The organism is Nocardioides mesophilus, from assembly GCF_014395785.1.
Classification (GTDB): Bacteria; Actinomycetota; Actinomycetes; order Propionibacteriales; family Nocardioidaceae; genus Nocardioides_B; species Nocardioides_B mesophilus.
Genome location: NZ_CP060713.1, coordinates 1,528,140 through 1,548,512, shown reverse-complemented (window position 1 = coordinate 1,548,512; position 20,373 = coordinate 1,528,140). Strand labels below are relative to the sequence as shown.

Below are 20,373 nucleotides of genomic sequence, written 5' to 3'. Positions count from 1 at the left end.
ACCACCCCCCAGATTTCACCGCCTGCCCTGACACGAAGGAGCACTGATGTCCAGACATCACCCCTCGGGTGAGGCGTCGCGCACGCCCACCCCGGGCGCCCGCCGCACGCTGGCGCTCACCGGAACGGCGACCCTGCTCGCACTGGGACTGATCGGCCCCCTGCCGGCGGCCTCCGGCGACACCCCGGCCGGCGCCACGGTCCGCGGACCGGCGTCCAAGGCGGACCTCGACGTGCTCTACGTCGGCGCCCACCCCGACGACGAGGCCTCGCGCCTGTCGATGTTCGGGGAGTGGAAGGAGCGCTTCGGCGCCCGCACCGGGGTCGTCACCGTGACCCGCGGCGAGGGCGGCGGCAACGCGATCGGGCCGGAGGAGGGCCCGGCCCTGGGCCTCATCCGCGAGCGCGAGGAGCGCAAGGCGGTCGGCACCCTCGGCGTCACTGACGTCTACAACCTCGACAAGGTCGACTTCTACTACTCCGTCAGCGCCCCGCTGCACCAGGAGGCGTGGAACGCCCGCGAGACCCTCGGCCGGCTGGTGCGCGTGGTGCGCCAGACCCGCCCCGAGATCGTCATGACGATGAACCCCGCTCCGAGCCCCGGCAACCACGGCGGTCACCAGGAGGCGGCGCTGCTGGCGATCGAGGCCTACGAGGCCGCCGCCGACCCGAAGCGGTACCCCCACCAGATCACCCGCGAGGGCCTGCAGCCCTGGGCCGCCAAGAAGCTCCTGACCACCGCGGTGACGGGGACCGCCGGCTCCGCCGGTCCGAACTGCCCCACCAGCTACACCCCGGCCGAGCCCACCGAGGACATCTACGGTGTGTGGTCGGGCCGCGAGTCCCGCAGCGGGAAGAGCTTTGCCCAGCTCGAGCGTGAGGCGCAGCGCAACTACGCCTCGCAGGGTTGGGCGGGCTTCCCCGACGTCAGCTCCGACCCCAAGGCGATCGGCTGCGACTACATGCGCCAGATCGACTCCCGCGTGCCCTTCGTGCGCGGCGACCTGACCGCCGACGGGGCCGCTTCCTCGACGATCCTCGAGGGTGCCGTCCTCCCGAGCACGGGTGGGCTGCCGCTGGGCACCGGCCTGGACGTCTCCACCGACACCTTCCGGGTCGTTCCCGGCGGGTCGACCACCGTCGACGTGGTGCTGACCGCTCCCGCCGGCACCGACCTGCGCCGCACCCGCGTCGCTCTCGACCTGCCCGCGGGCTGGAGCGGCTCACCCGTCGCGAAGGTCGGCCGGATCGCCGCAGGCAAGTCGGTGACCCGGTCGTTCACCGTCGACGTGCCCACGGGCACGGACGTCGACCGCTACCTGGTCGGCATCGACGTCGACTCCCGCGAGGGCACCGGCTTCGGTGACCAGCAGCTCGAGGTCGTCCCCGTCGTCGAGGGTCGGCAGGAGGCTCTGCCGCAGGTGAGCCAGTTCGACGCCTGGACCGAGCGCGTCGGCGTGGAGCAGCTGCAGGGCATCGTCAAGCCCGTGCTCACGCTGCCCTCGGGCGGCACCCGCACCGTCGGTGTGGACGTGACCAACCGCGGCGACACCCCCGCCTCGGGCGAGGTCGACCTCGACCTGCCCGCCGGCTTCAGCTCCGCGGGACCGCAGGCCTTCACGGGCCTGGCACCCGGTGACACCGAGCGCGTCGACGTCGAGGTGACCAACGACGACGCGTCGCTTCCCACCGCCAACCAGGGCGGCACCAACGGCGACTACAACTACACGGTGCTCACCACGAGCGCGTCCGGCACGGCGAAGTCCGCCGCTGCCCTCGAGCTCGTCCCCACCGCCACGGTTGGTGACACCGCGGCGCCGACGATGGACGGGGTGATCGAGGACGGCGAGTACGCCGCCGAGATCGACCTGGGTCGACGCTGGGAGGGCACGGCCTGCACCGATGCCGCCGACTGCTCGGCGACCGGATGGATCACCCGGTCCGGAGACGCCCTCTACGTGGCCGTCGACGTCACCGACGACGCCCTCGGCACCGTGCTGGCCGCCAGCGACTGCAAGCGCCACTGGCGCGTGGACTCCCTGGAGCTGGCCGTCGACCCGACGGGCACCTCGGAGAACACCTCGACGACCTTCAAGGCCGCCGTCCTCCCCACCACCACCGAGGGAGTGGCGTGCGCCTCGCGGGACGCCGACAACAAGCAGGGCCCGATCGGCACGTTCAAGCAGGTCGGCGGCGGGGGTACCCCGGCTCGGGCCTCCGGCGACACTGCCCCGGGTTTCGAGGCCGTCTCGACGCTCAAGGAGCCCTACACCGGCTACGTCATCGAGGCGAAGATTCCCTTCAGCGTCCTGCCGGCGACGGTCGATCCCGACAAGATGGGTTTCAACGCCTTCGTCTACGACTCGGACACCAAGGACAAGACCGGCCAGACCCGGCTGGGATGGTCGACCTTCGGCGGGGTCCAGGGGGACCCGTACCGCTGGGGTCGCGTGGTGCTCGAGGGTGACGCGCCGCCGGCGGTGGCGACCAGCGAGCCCCGGCTCGAGTTCCCGGCTCTGAGCAGCCTGGAGTCGCCGCCCTCGATCGCGCAGGCGGTGCGCACGCACGTGGCCCTGTCCGGTCTGCCGCAGACCCCCCAGCGGGTGAGCGCCGAGATCGTCCGGGTGGCACTCCGCGACGGCGCGGTGCGCGCGGTCGTGAAGGCACGCGGTCCCGGCACGGCGTACCTGTTCGCGATGTACGGCGACGAGGTCGTGGGTCGACGAGTGGTGGAGGTGGAGCCGGGCACGACCAAGGTCCGCATCCCGACCTCGGGCAACCCCGGCTGGCGGGTGCTCATGGCGTTCGACTCCGACGTCAAGGGCAGCGCCTCCTCGGCGGCCGTGGTCCCGCTGGCCCAGCGGAGCCGCTGAGCCGTGCACGACAGTGAAGTGAACCGCGCGTGCTGAGGGTGCTGCCCGACGCTGACGCGGTGTCCCGCGCGGCGGCCGACCTCATCGGGTCGGCCGTCCGCGCGGGGGCGACCACGCTCGGGGTCGCGACCGGTTCCTCACCGCTGGGCACCTACGCCGAGCTGGGGCGCCGGGTCGCGGCCGGCGGGCTCTCCCTCGCCGGCTGCGACGCCTACCTCCTCGACGAGTACGTCGGCCTGGGCGCCGACCACCCCCAGGCCTACCGGTGCGTCATCCGGCGCGAGCTGGTGCGCCGGACCGACCTGGGGGACGGGCACGTCCACGGCCCCCACGGGGACGCCGACGACCTCGATGCCGAGGCCCGACGCTTCGAGGAGGAGGTCCGGCGGGCCCGGATCGGCGTCCAAGTGCTCGGCATCGGCTCCAACGGCCACCTCGGTTTCAATGAGCCCGGCTCACCGCTGGACTCGCTCACCCGCGTCGTGGAGCTCACCGAACGCACCCGCGCCGACAACGCACGCTTCTTCGACCGGCCCGAGGACGTGCCCCGCCGGGTGCTGACCCAGGGGCTCGGCACCATCCTGCGCGCCGAGCGGCTGGTCCTCCTCGCCCTCGGGGAGCGCAAGGCCGACGCGCTCGCCGCCGCCCTCACCGGTCCGGTCAACCCCGACTGCCCCGCCTCCGTGCTGCAGTGCCACCCCGACGTTCACGTGCTCGCCGACCCGGGGGCGGCCCGGGGGTTGCTGGATTCACCGCGTCGCCGGTGACACCGGCGGGCCACCCGTCGGAGGAGGGGCCGGCGACCCCTTACACTCGTGAGGTGCCTCGTGCAACGCGTCCCGGTGACGGCCGACTGACCCACGATCTCGATCCTCACGACCGTAGCCCGCAGGACGCCTGCGGAGTGTTCGGCGTGTGGGCTCCTGGCGAGGAGGTCGCCAAGCTCACCTACTACGGCCTCTACGCCCTGCAGCACCGCGGCCAGGAGTCCGCCGGGATCGCGGTCAGCAACGGCCGCCAGATCCTGGTCTACAAGGACATGGGCCTGGTCTCGCAGGTCTTCGACGAGGCGACCCTCGCCTCGCTGCAGGGCCATGTCGCGGTCGGCCACGCGCGCTACTCCACCACCGGCGCGAGCACCTGGCACAACGCGCAGCCGACGTTCCGGCCCACCGAGACCGGCTCGATCGCGCTCGCGCACAACGGCAACCTGACCAACACCCGCGACCTCGCCGCCCGCGTCGACGCACTCGGCACCACCCAGGGCGAGCTCGACGTGCAGCGCAACGTGCCGGTCTCCACCAACGACACCAGCCTGGTCACCGCGCTGCTCGCGCACCACCCGGACAAGAGCCTGGAGGAGAACGCCGCCGAGCTGCTGCCCACCATCCGGGGCGCCTTCTCGTTCGTCTGGATGGACGAGCACACGCTGTACGCCGCCCGCGACCCGCAGGGCATCCGCCCGCTGGTGCTGGGCCGGCTGGAGCGCGGCTGGGTGGTGGCCTCCGAGACCGCGGCCCTGGACATCGTCGGCGCCTCGTTCATCCGCGAGGTCGAGCCGGGCGAGATGGTGGCCGTCGACGAGGACGGCCTGCGCAGCCGCCGCTTCGCCGAGGCCGCGCCCAAGCACTGCCTCTTCGAGTTCGTCTACCTCGCCCGCCCGGACACGATGATGAACGACCAGCGGGTGCACAGCGTCCGGGTGGAGATCGGCCGCCGGCTCGCCCGCGAGTACCCCGCCGACGCCGACCTGGTCATGCCCGTCCCGGAGTCCGGCACGCCCGCCGCCATCGGCTACGCCGAGGAGAGCGGCATCCCCTACGGCACCGGGCTGGTGAAGAACTCCTACGTCGGCCGCACGTTCATCCAGCCGTCGCAGACGATCCGGCAGCTCGGCATCCGGCTCAAGCTCAACCCGCTGCGCGACGTCATCGAAGGCAAGCGGCTGGTGGTCGTGGACGACTCCATCGTCCGCGGCAACACCCAGCGTGCCCTGGTCCGGATGCTCCGCGAGGCCGGCGCCCGCGAGGTGCACGTGCGGATCTCCAGCCCGCCGGTGAAGTGGCCGTGCTTCTACGGCATCGACTTCGCCACCCGCGCGGAGCTGATCGCCAACGGCCTGACCAGCGACGAGATCTGCCGCTCCATCGACGCCGACTCGCTGGCCTACATCTCCCTCGAGCAGCTCGTCGAGGCCACCACGGTGCCGAACGACAACCTCTGCCGGGCCTGCTTCGACGGCGTCTACCCGGTGCCGCTGCCGGATGCCGAGCACCTCGGCAAGAACCTCCTCGAGCTCGGGCCGACCTCGGTCGACGCCGGCGAGGACCCGCGGCTCTCGTTCGCCCAGGGCGGCGGAGCCTCCGACGCCCTCGAACGGCCGTGACCGACCGACCCCCGACCGGGCCGCCGGCCCCGCAGGAGAGGACCCCCATGAGCGACGCCCCCAGGCCCGACGGCACGCCCCGGCCCGACTCCGGCGGCGCCGGCGCCACCTACGAGGCCGCCGGGGTCTCCATCGACGCCGGCGACAAGGCCGTCGAGCTGATGAAGGTCTGGATCGACAAGGCCCGCCGTCCGGAGATGGTCGGCGGCATCGGCGGCTTCGCCGGGCTCTTCGACGCGACCGCGCTGAAGGCCTACGACCACCCGCTGCTCGCCACCTCCGCCGACGGCGTGGGCACCAAGGTGGCGATCGCGCAGGCGATGGACGTGCACCACACGATCGGCTTCGACCTGGTCGGGATGCTCGTCGACGACCTGGTCGTCTGCGGCGCGGAGCCCCTGTTCCTCACCGACTACATCGCCACCGGCCGGGTGGTGCCCGAGCGGATCGCCGCGATCGTCCAGGGCGTCGCCGAGGCCTGCGTGCAGGCCGGCTGCGCCCTCGTCGGCGGGGAGACCGCCGAGCACCCGGGGCTGCTGCGCCCCGACGAGTACGACCTCGCCGGCTCCACCACCGGGGTCGTCGAGGCCTCGCACCTGCTCGGTCCCGGCCGGGTCCGGCCCGGTGACCTCGTGGTCGCGATGGCCGCGAGCGGGCTGCACGCCAACGGCTACTCCCTGGTGCGCCACGTCCTGCTCGGCGCCGGCTCCGACGGGGGCGCCGGCTGGGCGCTGGACCGGCACGTCGACGAGCTCGGCCGCACGCTCGGCGAGGAGCTGCTCGAGCCGACCCGGATCTACGCCAAGGCGTGCCTGGACCTGGCCCGCCGTACCCGCACTCACGCCATGTCCCACGTCACCGGCGGCGGCCTGGCCGCGAACCTGGAGCGGGTCCTGCCCGACGAGGTCGAGGTGCACATCGACCGCGGCACCTGGATCCCGCAGCCGGTCTTCGACCTGGTCCGGCGGGTCGGCGCGGTCGCGCAGCCCGACCTGGAGCGCACCCTCAACTGCGGCGTCGGGATGGTCGCGCTGGTGGACCCGGAGGACGCCGACACCGCGGTGAGCCTGCTCGCCGGCCACGGGGTGCACGCGTGGGTGTGCGGGGAGGCCCGCGCCGCCGGCGCCGCGGGTGGTTCGGTCACCCTCACCGGCCAGCACCCCGGCTGGTAGCCGGAGCCGCTCCGACAGCGCCCGCGGCGTCGACACCGCCCCAGGCCGCCGTACGCCGTGCGGGGAAGACGCCCGACCCGGTGAGAAAGTTCGGGCCCTGATGTGGGGGAATCGCCGGTCGACAGGTACGGTTGACCCCACGAGAATCTGACAGCAGAGACCGGACGCACGCTCCACCCCGACCGCGGCACCTGAGACTGAGTGCCGAGGCTGGGGCCGACGTGACTCCGGCCGAGTGACCGAGGGGGTCGACCCTATGGGGCGCGGCCGTGCAAAAGCCAAGCAGACCAAGGTCGCCCGCGACCTGAAGTACCGCTCTCACGAGACGGACCTCAGTGCGTTGGCGCGTGAGCTGCACGGCGAGAACGACAGTCCGTCCGACGGTGTGACCGTCGAGGACGACGACGAGTGGTCCGACTACGGCCAGCCGCGCCCCGCGCGCGACTGACCCGGTTCTCCTGTTCCGCAGCACCCCACGCACCGCCGAACCTGACGGCGCCGACGGGTGAGCCGGGGCGCCCTCCCGTCCGGGACGGCGCCCCCGCCCGACGGGCTAGCGCAGGTGGATCCCGCGGAGCCTGCTGATCTCGCGCATCCGCTGCTCCGCCAGCCGGTCGGCGGCGACCGCCGGCGGCACCCCGTCGGACGTGGCGAGCGCGAACACCTTCGTGGTGGTGTCGTAGATCTTCTCGGCGCGGGCCTTGGCCCGGTCGAAGGAGAACCCCTCGAGCTCGTCGGCGACCTGGATCAGGCCGCCGGCGTTGACCATGTAGTCGGGGGCGTAGAGGACCCCGCGATCCTCGAGCTGCTTCTCGATGCCCTCGTGGGCGAGCTGGTTGTTCGCGGCCCCGCAGACCACCCGGGCACTGAGCACGTCGACGACCTCGTCGGAGAGCGCGCCGCCGAGCGCGCACGGGGCGTAGACGTCGAGCTCGGAGCGGACCAGCGCGGCGGTGTCGGGAACCGCCCGGACCTCGGGGTAGGTGGTCCGGATCCGCGCCACCGCCTCCTCGGAGACGTCGGTGACCACCACCGAGGCGCCGTCCTCGACCAGGTGGCCGACCAGGTGCCGGCCGACCTTGCCGACCCCGGCCACCCCGACGGTGCGCCCGTGCAGGGTGGGCGCGCCCCAGGTCGCCTCGGCCGCGGCGCGCATCCCCTGGAAGACGCCGTACGCCGTCAGCACCGAGGAGTCGCCGGCGCCGCCGTGCGCGACGGTCCGCCCGGTGACGAAGGAGCACTCCCGGGCGATCTGGTCCATGTCCTCGGAGTAGGTGCCGACGTCGCAGGCGGTCAGGTAGCGGCCGCCGAGGGACTGCACGAAGCGACCGTAGGCCCGCAGCAACGCCTCGGTCTTGACCTGTGCCGGGTCGCCGATGATCACCGCCTTGCCGCCACCGAGGTCTAGTCCAGCCAGCGCCGCCTTGTAGGACATCCCGCGGGAGAGCGCGAGCACGTCGGCGAGCGCGTCCTGCTCGGTGGCGTAGGGGTAGAAGCGGGTGCCGCCGAGGGCGGGACCGAGCGCGGTGGAGTGGATCGCGATGATCGCGGAGAGCCCCGAGGGCTCGTCCCGGCAGAAGACGACCTGCTCGTGGCCTGACGCCTGGGCGAAGACGCCCGGGGAGTCAGTCACGGCGCCGACGGCGTTGTCAGGCACGGCGGTGACCTTTCGTGTCGCGCCCGCGGGGGTGGTGCGGGCTGGTGAGGAACGGCCGCGGGGGTGGTGCGGCTGCTCGACCCCAGACTACGAAACCGGAGAGCCGTGTGCGACCAGGGTCACACGACACTCACACGACCTCCGGAGGGGGACCGGAAAGCGGTCGGTTGGTGACTCGTTCGAACCATTGTCCAAATTTCCCCCGTCGACCTACGCTTCGGTGCAACACTGGGGATTGGGGGAAGCGTGGACCGGCCGGTGACGGCTGGGCCCTCGCGCCCCCGTCGGGTAGGGACACAGAGTGAGGGAGGCCCGATGAATACGCGGCCACCGGAGTCCGAGCCGTTGCTCACGCCTGCCGAGGTCGCCGCCATGTTCCGGGTCGACCCGAAGACGGTCACCCGGTGGGCGAAGGCCGGCAAGCTGAGCTCGATCAGGACGTTGGGCGGACATCGCCGTTACCGTGAGTCCGAGGTGCGCGAGCTGCTGACGGGCATGGTCCCCGAGCAGCGGCGTGGCGACGAACCGGACTGATCGGCGACACCCCGTCCTCGTGACGGGAGCTTTATCGTGCCCCAGCACCTGAGATGGTGCTGGGGCATTCGTCGTTCCTGCCCCGATGGTCCCGGTCCGGGTGGCTTCTCCGGGGACGAGGGGGTACGCCGCAGGCCGCTCCACTGCGCTCAGCGCAGCCCGTGGAGGTACCCCGCGAGGTGGCGGGCCTCCCGCAGCCGCCGTTCCCAGGTGACCCCCATCAGGATCAGGACCGCGCCGGCGATCCCGATCAGCACCCAGCGGGGCACCGCCGCCTCGACGTACGGCGCGGAGAGCCAGAGCACCAGCACCGCCCCGACCGCCGCGCCCCAGGCCAGCGGCGCCGCCCAGCGCAGCCGGACCCCCACGAGCACGAGGCCGAAGCAGGCCAGCCCGAGCAGCAGCGCCCGGATCCCGGCCGGCTCGCTGAGCGCCCACAGCAGGCTCGGCACCAGCGCCAGCCCCAGCGCCGGGGACAGCGCCGTCGCGGTGGAGCCGCCCGGGTTGCGGCGCAGGTGTAGCAGCCCGACGACGGCGAGCACCACCGCGGAGGGCAACGTGTAGGGCTCCGGCTCCTCCACCCCGATCTCGAACAGCCGCACCCAGCTGGCCGCGGCCAGCAGCAGCCCCCCGACCGGGAGCAGCCACCGGCGGTCGGCCCGGAGCAGGCCGAGGGCCGTCACCGTCGCGCCGACCACCGTCAGGTACACCGCGGTCCAGGTCAGCGTCTGGCTGCCGGGCGCCAGCAGGATCCCGGCGGTGGCCAGCGGCAGCGCGGCCACGGCGGCCCCCACCTCGACGCCGGCGCGGGCGACCAGGCTGTCCCCGCAGACCCACAGGCCGGCGGGCAGCGTGTGCACCGGCAGCACCACGGCGGCCACCACGACGAGGGTCAGCAGAGCGCCCCAGGCGGGGTCGAGGCCGCCCAGGTGCGCCCAGGTCCAGCCGCTGCCGGCCAGCGCCGCCACCAGCGTGGCGCCCGCCACCGCGGCGGTCTCGGTGCCGGCGGCGCGCAGGTGCACGACCGCTGCGAGGACCAGCGTGACCAGCAGCGCCGCCGCGGTGAGGGAGGGGTTGGCGAACGAGACGGCGACCCCGCCCGCCACGAACAACGCCGCGGGCACCAGCGTGACCAGGCTGCCGTCGACGAGCCACCACCACGCCAGGAAGACCGCGGCGACCAGCAGCAGGGTCGCGACCACCGTCCACACCGGGACCGCGTAGAGACCCAGCACGGTGACCGAGCCGGCCACCAGCACCGCCGCGACGGCCCGCGGGTCCAGGTGCCGCCCGATCGGCAGCTGCTCGGGCAACGCCCTCAGCACCACCGCGACGGTGCCGAGCAGCACCGCGAGCGTGACCGGGAGCAGCAGCGGAGCGGCCTGGTCGCCGAAGTCCTGCAGCCGCAGCGGCGCTCCGGCGGTCGAGGACCAGCCGGGCGTGGCCGCGGCGACCAGGTTCGTGAGCGCAGCGACCACCGAGCCCAGCGCGAAGCCGGCGGCGACCAGCCCGGCCACCCCCTGGGCCAGGAAGGCGGTCGGCCGCCAGCAGGGCGGTGCCGCCCAGCCCACCACCGCGGCGGCCACGAGGACCCCGAGGGTGGCCAGCAGCAGCGTGGTGGGGCTCTCGTCGAGGGCGGGCGCGGCCGCGACCAGGCAGAGCAGGCCGAAGCCGACGGCGGCGGCCGCGTCCCGGGCGGCCCGCGGCAGACGGCGTACGGCGGCCACCGCGGCGGCCAGCGCCGCTGCCGCCAGCAGCGGCCAGGCCACCAGGTCGATCCAGAGCTCGGCCATGCTGAGGTGGCCCGACGCGGCGTCGGCGCCGGAGCCCACCAGCCCCGCCCACGAGGCGAGCGTGACGAGGCCGGCTGTCCACACCGTCATCCGCAGGGCGAACCGCTCCGCCACCGCCACCACCGCGGCCCCGAGCAGGGTCGCCAGCACCAGCGCGGCCGGGTCGGCCAGGGACGGCTGGGTGGCCACCCCGATGCAGGCCGCGGCGGTGCCGAGCCCGGCCACCAGCTCGGCGCCGGTGAGGGCGCCGACCGGCGTGCGCCGCACCAGCACCCCGGCGGCCATGCCGGTGCCGGCGAGGACCACGCCGAGCACCAGGAAGAACGTCGGGTCCCCGACGTCGCCGAACCAGCCGGCGTCGCGCGCGCCGTACAGGTCGAGGCAGAGCAGCCCCCAGGCGACCAGGGACAGAGCTTCCGCGCCGCCGCGCAGGTCGCGGCGGGCCAGGAAGCCGGACAGCGCGGCGCAGACGAGCGTGAGCACGACCAGGGTCGCGGTGCGCGCGCCGATGCTCATCAGCGACCAGGTCACGGCCAGGAAGACCAGCGCGGCGACCAGCACGCAGGCGGCGCCGAGGGAGAGCAGGATCTTCGGCACCGAGGCGGCGCTGAGCCCGGAGCGGGGCCGCGGCGGCACCGGTCCGGCCGGGAACGGCGTACCCGCCGCCGGCGGACCCGGTTGCCCGGGCACGCCCGGCGGCATCGGGGTCGGCTGCAAGGCGCCCGGTGCGGGCGCGGTCGCGGTGCGGGCGGCGGTCGCGAGGGCTCCGCTCGCGCGCAGCTCGATGAGCAGCCCGTCCGCGGTGAGCAGCGTCTGGTACAGCCGCTGCGCGACCTCACCGGTCAGCGGGAGGCCGCAGATGCCGCAGGAAGGGAGGCCAGCGCGGATCGGGGCGCCGCAGTCGGGGCACCGGTGGGGGTCGGCAAAGCGCGTCATGTGCCTATTTCCCCACGTCGGAGGCCTTCGCGTGCAGGGAACTCCGACTCATCTGGCATGAGTAGGAGCACCTAGGTCGGCCGCTGCTGCCCCGACCGCCGCCGCTGCCGTCGTACCGCCGGGCCGTGGCGGCATGACAGGATCGGGCGTCATGGAGACGCCCATCGCGATCGTGGTCCTCGTCGTGGGCGGGTTCTTCCTGCTGCTCGGCGTCGGCGCGCACAACGCCGACCGGCACCGCCGCCGTACCGGCGCCGTCACCCCCGGCGTGGTGGTCGACGCGGAGACGGTGCGCAACACCACCGGGGCGCTCTACGACGTCCCCGTCGTGGAGTTCCGGGACGGGAGCGGCGAGCTGCGGCGGTTCAGCCACAACGCCGGCACCCGGCAGGGACCGACGATGGGGCGGACGGTCCAGGTCTGGTACGACCCCCGCGACCCGGGCGCGACCCCCGTCATCGACGACGACGGCGTAAACCGGATGTTCAAGGTGGTCTTCCTCCTCGTCGGAGCCGTGGCGGTGACAGTAGGAGTCGTCCTGCTCGGCCAGGCGCTGGACCTGTGGTGAGGCAGCCGGACCTCGGCCGGTTGTACGTCGACGGGCGCGAGGTCGCGGCCGTCGAGCTGGCCCGCAGCAACGCGCAGAAGCGCCGGGGCCTGCTCGGCCGCGACGGGGTCGCGGGCGGCTTCGTGCTGCAGCCGTGCCACCAGGTCCACACCTTCCGGATGCGGTTCGCGCTCGACGTCGCCTACCTGGACCGGGCCGGGCGGGTGCTCGTCACCCGGTCGATGCCACCCGGACGGATCGGCCCGCTGCTGCTCCGCTCGCGCAGCATCCTCGAGGCGGAGGCCGGCGCGTTCGAGGGCTGGGGGCTCGCGACCGGCTCGACGGTCACCTGGCAGCTCGGCTGACCGCTCCGGCGGGTGACGGGTGGCGGCGCGGCGGCCAGCGCCGGCCTCTGCAGTGCGGGCGGGGTCGGCCCCGCCATCGAGTGGGAGAAGCGTCTTTATCGCTGTCGTGGCCGACCCCGCCCGCCCGTCCGTGGTCGACGGCATCGCTGTCGGGGCTGTCCCCGCCCGCACATCCGCGCCCGCACGTCCCCGCCCGCACGTCCTCGCCCGCACTTTTGGGGTCGGCCCGGGCCGGCGAGCGGGCGGGGGCTGCGGTCGGACATGCACTTGCGGGTCTGGCCGGTCGTCCGCACGCTCGGACGGTCGGGCGGGCCGGTGTAAGTGCATGTCCGAGCGAGGGTCGTGCGTGCCGCTCAGCCGGTCGGCGATGGTGACGGCGGCCGGGCGCGGCCAGGTGCGGTCGGCGAGCGGGCGGGTCGGCCCCGCCATCGAGTGGGAGAAGCGTCTTTATCGCTGTCGGGGCCGTCCCCGCCCGCACTTTTGGGGTCGGCCCGGGCCGGCGAGCGGGCGGGGGCTGCGGTCGGACATGCACTTGCGGGTCTTCCCGGTCGTCTGCACGCTCGGGCGGCCGGGAGGGCCGGTGTAAGTGCATGTCCGAGCGGGGGTCGTGCGCGGCGTCCAGCCGGTCGGCGACGGTCACGGGGGTGTGTGCGGCCAGGTGCGGTCGGACATGCACTTGCGGGTCTTCCCGGTCGTCTGCACGCTCGGGCGGCCGGGAGGGCCGGTGTAAGTGCATGTCTGAGCGCGCGTCGTGCGTGCCGTTCAGCCGATGACGTTGACGACGGTGTGCGGCCAGGTGCAGTCGGTCGAGGTCGGGCGTCGTGGCTGTGCGCGATTTCGCCAGCGCGAGGGCGGCACCGGCCCGCCGGCGGGCGGGTCAGCGCACGCACTCCGGGAGGTCGTAGGCGGTCCGGTCGCCGCTGCTCGACGGGGCGCCGAGGTAGGACGCCTTCACCGAGTGCGCCTCCTTGTCCTCGTACTCGCCGTCGGCCGAGACCTTGAGGCCGAGGCTGACCCCGCCGCCGAGCCCGAGGCCCCAGGTCTTGCCGTCGTACTCCACGACCGAGACCTGCGACTGCTCGGCCATCAGCGCCGCGAACCCCTCGGCGCCGTCGCCGAACGCGGTGATGTTGTCGCCGTCCTCGCTGTTCACCCCGGGGACCGTCGTCGCCCCGAGCGAGGCCAGCACGTTGGTGCCGCCGGCGGCGCCGACCCAGTCGGCGAAGGCCTGCTGCCGCTCGGGGTTGTCCAGGTCGAGGGTCTGCGTCACCACGGTCGAGGAGTCCTCGCCGCCGGTGAAGCCGATGTTCCAGCTGCGGGCGGGCTTCTTGCCGCCGGAGCCGCCTGCGTCCGCGTCGCCGCCGGCGGGGGAGATCGAGTCCTGGTCGGCCTGCATGCCGACCTGGAAGCCGCCGGAGGTCCGGTCGACGAACTGCACCTGGACCGGGTTGCCGTCGGCGTCGGTGGTCACCTTGATCACTCCCGACGCGGAGTGCGAGGCGTCGATGCCGGCGACCACCGGGAGGCCGGCGTTGCCCGCGGCGCTCCAGTCGATCTGCATGAAGATCGTCTGCCGGTCGTCGGAGGTGTCGTCGCGGTCCTTGCCGCGGTCGAACTCGGTGCCGACCGCCTCCATGAACGACGCCTGGACGCCGGCGCCGGTGCCGAAGCCCACCGACACGTCGGCCTTCGCCTCGAGGGCGACGTCGAAGCGGGTGTACTCCTTCTGGACGCCGTGGTTCGGCGGCGGGTCCTCGCCGCTGATGAACTCCCACGCCTTGTTGCCGAAGCCGTAGACCGGGTTCACCGAGCCGGCGGCGTCCTGGGCGAGCTCGCCCTGCAGGTAGCGCTGGAACTCGTCGGCCTCGGCGGCGTTGTCGAAGACGTAGGTCTGGCCCGACTGCAGCCCGACGGTGGCGGCGGCCTCCGCCTCGGCGTCGAAGCCGGCGCTGTGGTCGCCGAACCGGACCTTGCCGTGGCCGCCGGCCGCTGCGACGGCGCCGCCGCGGCCCTCGTTGAGCAGGGTGATCTCGACCTCGCCGTTGCTCTTGTCGCTGCGCTGCACGGTGCCGCCGCCGGCGAGCCGGACGAAGGCGACGTCCACGGTGGCGCTGACCTTGTTCTCGGCGGTGTAGAGCTCGCAGTCCTGCGGCTTCATCGCGGCGTTGACCGGCGCCTGCCCGGCGTCGCACTCGTTGCCGAGGATCCGGCAGATCTGCGCGAACACGGTCTGCTTGACCGCCGGGCTGCTCGAGGCGACCACCCCGACCGACGCGGTCACGAGCACCGCCGCCAGGATCACGACGCCGACGAACTCCAGCGACCCCGACCCGGTCTCCGAGCGCAGCGGACGGCGCGGCTGCCGGCCGGAGTCGCTGTCGCGGCTGCCGGACCGCAGGCCCAGCAGGCCCCCGCCGAGCAGCGCGGCGAGGACGACGAGCCGGAACCAGATGGGTGCGGTCGACCAGATCACGATGACTCCCCCGAGTACGAGCGGTGCGAGCAGGCCGGCGGCGTGCTCGAGTGCGGTGTCGGCCGGCCAGCGTCGGCCCGCCCAGGCGGCCCCGAGCCCGCAGACCAGCACCATCACGGCGAAGCCGAGGAAGAGCGCGGCGTCCACCGGGACGCCGTACGGCAAGGTGGCGGCGCTGACCAGCCAGTCGGCCACCGCGGCGAGGACGGCGATGCCGACCGAGGCCAGCGCGAGCCGCGGTGCGTGCGAGCTCACGAGGCCGTCGCCTCCCCCAGCCGCATGGTGTCGACGATCTGGTGGAACAGCTCGGAGTCGTACGCCGGCGCGGCGGAGGAGATGCGCACCAGCAGGTAGCGGCCGTCCTCGGCGACGGCCACCCGGTCCAGGCTGCGGGCCGGCTGCTGGGTGTCCGCGGTGGTGTAGGTGCTCTCGGTGGTGAAGCCGCTCTCGGCGCCCGGCACGTCCGCGAACTCGCGCTCGGTGTGCCGCAGCGTGGGGATGTTCGGGAAGCGGGAGGCCTGGATCGCGCCGGCCACGGCGTCCGCAGGGGTGCCCGGGGTGACCGAGCTGATCACCACGTCCATCTGGCCGACCACCTGGTCGGAGTCGTTCTCGATCAGGAAGCTCGCCTCCTGGCCCTGGGACGCGTCGTTCGGCTTCCACTCCTCCGGCCGGGCCACCGTGCCGAGCTCGGTGCTGACCTGGACCATCCCGGCGGGGACCGCCGAGGCGTCGGCGGAGCCGCCGGCGGCGTCCGGCCCGGAGTCGGGGGAGGAGCCGGAGCCGCTGCAGCCGGCGACCGCCAGCAGGGCACCGGCGAGCAGGACGACGAGGTACCGGCGGGTGCGGGTCATGGAGGTCTCCTGGAGGCCGGGGGTGGTGAGGGACGTGCGCCCGACGGGGCGGTCGGGTGGTGCGCGGGTCAGTCGACGAGCCGGACGTCCATCACGTCGCGGATCTTGTCGAGCTGGCCGGGCGGGAAGTGCACCTCGACGCCGTCCTCGGTGTAGCGGATCTGGAAGGTGAGGTCGATGGGGCCGCAGTCGACGGAGACGTCGGTCGGGTCGGGCAGCGGCGGCGGCGACGGTGTCGGCGGCGGCCCGTCCGCCGGTCCGGGGCCGGCCGTCGCGGAGGGTGCGGGGGGCGCCGGCGGTGCAGGCGGCTCCGGGATGTCCAGGGCCTCGCACTGCGGCAGGTCCACCTGGGCGACCGCGCGGGAGCGGGACGGCGAGCCGTCCACGCCGCGCCCCTCGACCTCGGTGTGGGCGGTCCCGTCGGCGGCGTCGAACCAGTAGGAGACCAGCGTGGCGTCGTTGAGGGAGGCGTACTCCTCGGCGGCGGACCGGCCGAGCCCGGCGGCGCCGGGCAGGTCGGTCCACGAGCCGGGGATGCCGTCGTCGCCGAGGGAGGACAGCAGGTCCTCCCTCACCCCCTCGGCCCCGGCGATCGCTGCCGCGTCGGCGGCGGTGCGGTTCTTCGCCTTGGCGTCCACTGCGGTCACGTAGGGCACCGCGACGTAGACGAAGATTCCCAGGCCGACGATCAGCGCGGTGACGAGGAGGGCGCTGGCGGCCAGGCCCTCCTCGTCACGAAGCCGGGTGCGGACCACTACGCGCCGAGGTCCAGGATCTTCTTGATCTGGGCGCTGATCGCGGACTCGATGTCGGAGTCGGTGACGGCTCCGACGACGGCGGCGACCAGGATCGCGGCGACGATGGCGATGCCGACGTACTCGAGCGTGCCCTGGCCCTTCTCGCTGCGGGCGGCGGTGTGCAGCCGGACGGTGAAGAAGGCGTACATCTCGATGAGCTTGCTGTTCATGGTGGGAACCCCCTGGGTGAGGCGTGCGCTGGGACGTGCTGACGAAGGAGACGCTATGGCCGCGGGGCCGCCCGGGTCGTGGGCCCGCGGACCCACATCCGGGCCCAAGTCCGCCCGGCCCCTGGGCCTCAGGAGGGCGGGCGCAGCCACAGGCTGATCGCCTCCCCGCGGGTGGTCACGCCGAGCTTGGTGAAGATCCGGTTGATGTGGTTCTTCACGGTCTTCTCGGCGAGGAAGCAGTCCTTGGCGATGTCGCGGTTGCCTCGGCCCTCGGCCATCAGGTCGAGGATCTCCACCTCGCGGGGGGTGAGGCCGTAGCGGCGGGCCCGCAGCGCCGCGGCGGGTGATCCGGGCCCGGTCGGGGGAGCGGCAGCGCCGGGGAGCGCTGGCCCGGAGCCGGGAGGTACGGCGGCGCGCCGGGCGGGATCGAGCAGCACCGCCGACGCGGCGGGGCCGAACACCGACATGCCGCGGGCGGCGCTCATCACCGCGTCGAGGATCTCCTCGGGGCTGTGCGCGCCGTGCACGAGGTAGCCGTGCGCCCCGCTGGCCATCGCCGTGGTGATCACCTCCGGCTCCTCGGAGTAGGTCAGCATCAGGATCCGGGTGCCGGAGGGCATCCGGGCGGCGGCGGCGACGCCGTCCATCTCGGGCATGCGGACGTCGAGGACCACCACGTCGGGGCGGTGCTCCTCGGCGAGCTCGACGGCCCGCAGACCGTTCTCGGCCTCGGCGACCAGCGTGATCCGCGGGTCGGAGGCGAGCAGGCTGGCCATCCCCATGCGCAGCACGGCGTTGTCGTCGGCGAGCAGCACCCGGACCGGTGCGACGGGGGCGGTCGGCGCGGTCATGTCGCCCCCTCCGTGGCGGCCCGGAGCGGCAGCTGGAGGACCACGGTGGTGCCCTGCTCCGGCGCGCTCCGCACGTGCAGCACGCCGCCGATGGTGCTCGCGCGCTCGCGCATGCCGATCACCCCGAAGTGGCCGCGGGGCAACCGGGTCGGGTCGAAGCCGCGGCCGTCGTCGCGGACCTCGAGCCGGACCTCCTGGCCGCCGCCGGCGAGCAGCACCCCGACGCGCCGGGCCCCCGAGTGCCGGTGCACGTTCTCGAGGGCCTCGCCGAGGATCTGCAGCACCTCCTGGGTGACGGCCGGCTCGAGGTCGGCGAGGTCGCGGACCTCGAGGTCGACCGGGAGCCCGGTGCGGCTGCGGAAGTCCGCGACCTGGTCGGCGAGCCGCTCGACGAGCGGGCCCTCGTGCAGGCTGCGCAGCGAGACCAGCAGGTCGCGCGCCTCGAGCGAGGCCTGCTCGGCGGCCTGCTGGATCGCTCCGGCCTGCCGGACCGCCGTCGGCTGGTCCTGGTCGATCCACCGGGGCAGCGCGGCGGCCGCGAGCGCGACGCCGTGCAGGCTCTTGGCCACCGAGTCGTGCATGTCGCGGGCGAGCCGGGCCCGCTCGGCGGCGGCCGCTGCCACGGCGTACGTCTCGGCGAGCCGGCCCTGCTCGCGCAGCACCTGCTCGTGCAGACTCCGGGTGACGTTGCCGAGCAGCGCCAGCACGACGTAGGTGGCCGGGATCACGAACGTGTAGACGAACAGCGCCGCGCCGGCCGCCTGGACCAGCGCGACCAGCACGTAGCCGGCGACCAGGATCACCGTCAGCAGCGAGGCGACCGGCGGCCGGAACAGCACCCCGACGACCAGGGCGGTGCTCAGCGTCGCGAACACCACCGGGCTGTTCACGCCGACGAGACCGGTGACCAGCAGCGAGGTCAGCACGTCGCCGACCGCGATGATCGGGTGCCGCTGCACGACCCGCAGGGTGCCGCCGCGCGGCGTCAGCCAGACCAGGCTCCAGCCGCACAGCAGCGCCACCGCGACGACGACCCGGGGCTCCGCGATCCGGCCGCTGAGGATCAGCACCACGAGCAGCAGCGAGGCCACCCGGGTGACGAGCGCCCAGCGCACCACGCTGGTGGTGAAGCTGCGCCCGACCTCAGCCATTGAGCACGGTCCCGAGGTCGATGTCCGCCCCGAGGTAGAGCCCGACCATGATGATCAGCAGCGTCGGCGGCACCAGCACCACCGAGACGACCAGGGTCACCCGGGGGACGGTGCGGGCGGCCTTGCGCCGGGCCATCTGGGCCGACTCGCGACGCATGTCGAGCGCGATGTTGTTCAGCGTGGTGGCCAGCGGCGCACCCAGCTCCTCGGCCTGCAGGAACGCCGAGACGAAGGAGTCCATCGCCTCGGAGCCGCACCGGTCCCGCAGAGACACGAACGCCTGGCGGCGCGGGACGCCGACGTCGAGCTGGTGCAGGGTCTGCATCAGCTCGTCGCGCAGCGGGCCCTCGAAGCGCTGCGCCACCCGGCCCAGCGCGGTGCGGAACCCGATGCCGGCCGAGACCGTCACCGAGAGGATGTCGAGGAAGTCGGGCAGGTCCGAGGCGATGTGCTCCTGGCGGCGCCGCTGGTGGCCGGCCAGCCGCGAGAACGGCAGCACCGGCACCGCCAGCAGGCACAGCAGCGCGCTGACCGTGTTGCCGATCAGCAGCAGGATCAGCGCGGTGGTGCCGAGGAACAGGGTGTACTTGGTGACCAGCTGCAGGAAGGTGTCGAGGGTCATCCCGTCGGGCCGGCCGGCCAGGTCGATGCGCCGCCGGATCCGGGCGAGGTTGTTCGGCCCGAGCCGGCGGGCCAGCAGCGGGGCGAAGCGCATCGCCAGCGTGTCCATCGGGCCGCGGCGGGTGCGGCGCTTGGACTGGTCGCGCAGCAGCACGATGTCGCCGACGTCCCAGCCCTCGAGCGCGTCGCCGCGCGCCATCCGCAGGCCGAGCAGCGCGAGCAGGAAGATCGCGGCGCCGGCCACGCCGAGCAGCGCGGGCGCCATCGTCGGGGCCATCAGTAGCCCACCCGGGTCATCCGCCGGATCACCAGCATGCCGCCGGTGTAGATGGCGCCGGCGATGATGAGCGCGATCTGGCCGAGCGGCTCGCGCAGCATCGTGTCGACGGTGCCTTCCTGGGCGCTGTCCATCACGAACAGCACGCCGACGCCCATCGCGAGCACGGCGTACGCCGTGGCCAGCGTCTGCGCGTAGACGGTGCGGATCTCGCGGCGGGTCTCCTTGCGGGTCTCCAGCGTGCCGGCGATGTCGCGCAGCGCGGTGACCAGGCCGCCGCCGGAGCGGGCGCTGACCACCAGGGTGCTGATCAGGATCGCGGACTCGCGCGAGGGCAGCCGCCGCTCGAGGCTGGTCAGCGCCGACTCCAGCGAGGCGCCGAGGTTGATCTGCTCGCTCACCTGTCGGATCTCGGAGCGGGCCGGGTCGGCGAGCTCCTCGACGGCCAGCGCGAGCGCGGTCCGGATGGAGAGCCCGGCGCTGGTGGCGTTGGACAGCGTCCTGGCCAGCTCAGGCATCTGCGCGATGAACGCCTCGCGGCGCCGGTTGCGGGCCCGGCGTACGACGAACCGGGCCGCCTGCACCCCGATCAGCAGCCCGAGCGGGAACAGCAGCCACGACAGCGAGCGGCCCAGCAGCAGCCCGACCAGCAGCGAGCCGGCGAGCGTGGAGAGCACGAACCGGGCCGGGCCGAGGGTCAGGCCGCTCATCTCCAGCGCGGCGGCGAGGCGCTGGCCCCACGGGGTGCGCAGCAGCTGCCGGTCGAGGGTCCGCCAGCGCAGGCCGTTGCCGCGCTGCTCGTCGGGCACCACCGCGGCCTCGCGCCGGCGCTGGTCCCGGTCCGCGAGCAGCATCTCGCGCAGCCCGACGTAGAAGATCGCCAGGCTCAGCGCGAGCGCGGTCAGGATCGCGAGCAC

Annotated in this window: 18 protein-coding genes; 8 read left to right on the top strand and 10 right to left on the bottom strand. The window is 73.9% G+C overall.

Annotated features, from left to right (window positions below; genetic code table 11):
- Positions 1–46: 46 nt before the first annotated feature.
- From H9L09_RS07360 to H9L09_RS07340, 5 genes are all read left to right on the top strand, one after another.
- Positions 47–2,872: a sugar-binding protein gene (locus H9L09_RS07360; RefSeq protein ID WP_187580010.1), complete on the top strand. Its 2,826-nt coding sequence runs from the start codon at positions 47–49 to the stop codon at positions 2,870–2,872.
- Between the two features lie 59 nt (positions 2,873–2,931).
- The gene (locus H9L09_RS07355) at positions 2,932–3,639 is read left to right on the top strand and encodes a glucosamine-6-phosphate deaminase (protein WP_223164248.1); all 708 of its coding nucleotides are present in this window, start codon (positions 2,932–2,934) and stop codon (positions 3,637–3,639) included.
- A gap of 53 nt (positions 3,640–3,692) precedes the next feature.
- Positions 3,693–5,258, top strand: coding sequence for an amidophosphoribosyltransferase (gene purF, locus H9L09_RS07350; protein ID WP_187580008.1), 1,566 nt, complete (start codon positions 3,693–3,695; stop codon positions 5,256–5,258).
- 47 nt (positions 5,259–5,305) lie between these two features.
- Complete coding sequence (purM, locus tag H9L09_RS07345) at positions 5,306–6,430, top strand: phosphoribosylformylglycinamidine cyclo-ligase (protein ID WP_187580007.1); 1,125 nt, start codon at positions 5,306–5,308, stop codon at positions 6,428–6,430.
- A 256-nt stretch (positions 6,431–6,686) separates the two neighbouring features.
- Positions 6,687–6,878 (top strand): DUF3073 domain-containing protein, encoded by a 192-nt coding sequence (locus H9L09_RS07340; RefSeq protein ID WP_187580730.1) that lies wholly within the window; start codon positions 6,687–6,689, stop codon positions 6,876–6,878.
- A gap of 105 nt (positions 6,879–6,983) precedes the next feature.
- Here the strand turns inward: H9L09_RS07340 and H9L09_RS07335 are convergent, their stop codons facing one another.
- On the bottom strand, positions 6,984–8,087 hold the full coding sequence (locus H9L09_RS07335) for a Glu/Leu/Phe/Val family dehydrogenase (RefSeq protein WP_246456338.1): 1,104 nt from the start codon (positions 8,085–8,087) through the stop codon (positions 6,984–6,986).
- Between the two features lie 315 nt (positions 8,088–8,402).
- Between H9L09_RS07335 and H9L09_RS07330 the strand changes: the two genes are divergently transcribed.
- Complete coding sequence (locus H9L09_RS07330; protein ID WP_187580006.1) at positions 8,403–8,621, top strand: BldC family transcriptional regulator; 219 nt, start codon at positions 8,403–8,405, stop codon at positions 8,619–8,621.
- A 149-nt stretch (positions 8,622–8,770) separates the two neighbouring features.
- Here the strand turns inward: H9L09_RS07330 and H9L09_RS07325 are convergent, their stop codons facing one another.
- Positions 8,771–11,350, bottom strand: coding sequence for a zinc ribbon domain-containing protein (locus H9L09_RS07325; protein WP_187580005.1), 2,580 nt, complete (start codon positions 11,348–11,350; stop codon positions 8,771–8,773).
- A 151-nt stretch (positions 11,351–11,501) separates the two neighbouring features.
- Here H9L09_RS07325 and H9L09_RS21580 point away from each other — a divergent pair, with 151 nt between their 5' ends.
- Both H9L09_RS21580 and H9L09_RS07320 read left to right on the top strand, forming a co-directional pair.
- A complete protein-coding gene (locus H9L09_RS21580) occupies positions 11,502–11,918 on the top strand; it encodes a DUF3592 domain-containing protein (RefSeq protein WP_223164247.1) in 417 nt (138 codons plus the stop codon).
- Positions 11,915–12,262, top strand: coding sequence for a DUF192 domain-containing protein (locus tag H9L09_RS07320; RefSeq protein ID WP_223164246.1), 348 nt, complete (start codon positions 11,915–11,917; stop codon positions 12,260–12,262). The genes H9L09_RS21580 and H9L09_RS07320 overlap by 4 nt, the downstream gene beginning before the upstream one ends.
- An 877-nt stretch (positions 12,263–13,139) precedes the next feature.
- Here the strand turns inward: H9L09_RS07320 and H9L09_RS07315 are convergent.
- From H9L09_RS07315 to H9L09_RS07280, 8 genes are all read right to left on the bottom strand, one after another.
- Positions 13,140–14,990, bottom strand: a complete 1,851-nt coding sequence (locus H9L09_RS07315) for a hypothetical protein (protein WP_187580004.1) — start codon at positions 14,988–14,990, stop codon at positions 13,140–13,142.
- Positions 14,987–15,589, bottom strand: a complete 603-nt coding sequence (locus H9L09_RS07310; RefSeq protein ID WP_187580003.1) for a hypothetical protein — start codon at positions 15,587–15,589, stop codon at positions 14,987–14,989. The genes H9L09_RS07315 and H9L09_RS07310 overlap by 4 nt, the downstream gene beginning before the upstream one ends.
- 68 nt (positions 15,590–15,657) lie before the next feature.
- On the bottom strand, positions 15,658–16,344 hold the full coding sequence (locus H9L09_RS07305; RefSeq protein ID WP_187580002.1) for a hypothetical protein: 687 nt from the start codon (positions 16,342–16,344) through the stop codon (positions 15,658–15,660).
- A complete protein-coding gene (locus H9L09_RS07300) occupies positions 16,344–16,556 on the bottom strand; it encodes a hypothetical protein (RefSeq protein WP_187580001.1) in 213 nt (70 codons plus the stop codon). The genes H9L09_RS07305 and H9L09_RS07300 overlap by 1 nt, the downstream gene beginning before the upstream one ends.
- Positions 16,557–16,684: 128 nt before the next feature.
- Positions 16,685–17,407 (bottom strand): response regulator, encoded by a 723-nt coding sequence (locus H9L09_RS07295; protein ID WP_187580000.1) that lies wholly within the window; start codon positions 17,405–17,407, stop codon positions 16,685–16,687.
- Positions 17,404–18,558, bottom strand: coding sequence for a sensor histidine kinase (locus H9L09_RS07290; RefSeq protein ID WP_187579999.1), 1,155 nt, complete (start codon positions 18,556–18,558; stop codon positions 17,404–17,406). Before H9L09_RS07290 ends, H9L09_RS07295 begins: the two co-directional genes overlap by 4 nt.
- Positions 18,551–19,456 (bottom strand): type II secretion system F family protein, encoded by a 906-nt coding sequence (locus tag H9L09_RS07285; RefSeq protein ID WP_187579998.1) that lies wholly within the window; start codon positions 19,454–19,456, stop codon positions 18,551–18,553. Before H9L09_RS07285 ends, H9L09_RS07290 begins: the two co-directional genes overlap by 8 nt.
- A complete protein-coding gene (locus H9L09_RS07280; RefSeq protein ID WP_187579997.1) occupies positions 19,456–20,373 on the bottom strand; it encodes a type II secretion system F family protein in 918 nt (305 codons plus the stop codon). The genes H9L09_RS07285 and H9L09_RS07280 overlap by 1 nt, the downstream gene beginning before the upstream one ends.

Coding starts and splice junctions, on each gene's coding strand:
- H9L09_RS07360 (WP_187580010.1), top strand. CDS start 47: ATGTCCAGACATCACCCCTCGGGTGAGGCGTCGCGCACGCCCACCCCG.
- H9L09_RS07300 (WP_187580001.1), bottom strand. CDS start 16,556: ATGAACAGCAAGCTCATCGAGATGTACGCCTTCTTCACCGTCCGGCTG.
- H9L09_RS07330 (WP_187580006.1), top strand. CDS start 8,403: ATGAATACGCGGCCACCGGAGTCCGAGCCGTTGCTCACGCCTGCCGAG.
- H9L09_RS21580 (WP_223164247.1), top strand. CDS start 11,502: ATGGAGACGCCCATCGCGATCGTGGTCCTCGTCGTGGGCGGGTTCTTC.
- H9L09_RS07340 (WP_187580730.1), top strand. CDS start 6,687: ATGGGGCGCGGCCGTGCAAAAGCCAAGCAGACCAAGGTCGCCCGCGAC.
- H9L09_RS07310 (WP_187580003.1), bottom strand. CDS start 15,589: ATGACCCGCACCCGCCGGTACCTCGTCGTCCTGCTCGCCGGTGCCCTG.
- purM (WP_187580007.1), top strand. CDS start 5,306: ATGAGCGACGCCCCCAGGCCCGACGGCACGCCCCGGCCCGACTCCGGC.
- H9L09_RS07325 (WP_187580005.1), bottom strand. CDS start 11,350: ATGACGCGCTTTGCCGACCCCCACCGGTGCCCCGACTGCGGCGCCCCG.
- H9L09_RS07290 (WP_187579999.1), bottom strand. CDS start 18,558: ATGGCTGAGGTCGGGCGCAGCTTCACCACCAGCGTGGTGCGCTGGGCG.
- H9L09_RS07295 (WP_187580000.1), bottom strand. CDS start 17,407: ATGACCGCGCCGACCGCCCCCGTCGCACCGGTCCGGGTGCTGCTCGCC.
- H9L09_RS07285 (WP_187579998.1), bottom strand. CDS start 19,456: ATGGCCCCGACGATGGCGCCCGCGCTGCTCGGCGTGGCCGGCGCCGCG.